Consider the following 275-nt stretch of genomic DNA (forward strand, 5'->3'; position numbering starts at 1 on the left):
GCGGCCAGCCGGTCCTGACGCAAAAGATCCTCACAGCCTTTCTCAACGAGGGGCATTTTTTCCGTCATCTGAAAAAGATGCGCGCGCTCTATCAAACCCGCCGCGACTGGATGATTGCCGCCCTGCGTGAGGTCTATGGTGATCTGTTCTTCACCGAGCAAAACGACGGTGGAATGCATATTGTCGCGTTCCTCGCAAAGGGAAGCGCTGACCGGGAGATCGCCCGCTGCTGGCAGGAACAGCAATTGCAGGTCAGTGCGCTTTCGGCGTGGTAT

At 57.1% G+C, this 275-nt stretch carries 1 pseudogene; it reads left to right on the forward strand.

The features are described from left to right. Nucleotides 1-275 (forward strand): annotated as a pseudogene (locus RTW80_RS29190) (PLP-dependent aminotransferase family protein); the annotation flags it as partial.

It is taken from the genome of Escherichia sp. AM3, from assembly GCF_032029835.1.
Taxonomy (GTDB): Bacteria; Pseudomonadota; Gammaproteobacteria; order Enterobacterales; family Enterobacteriaceae; genus Escherichia; species Escherichia coli.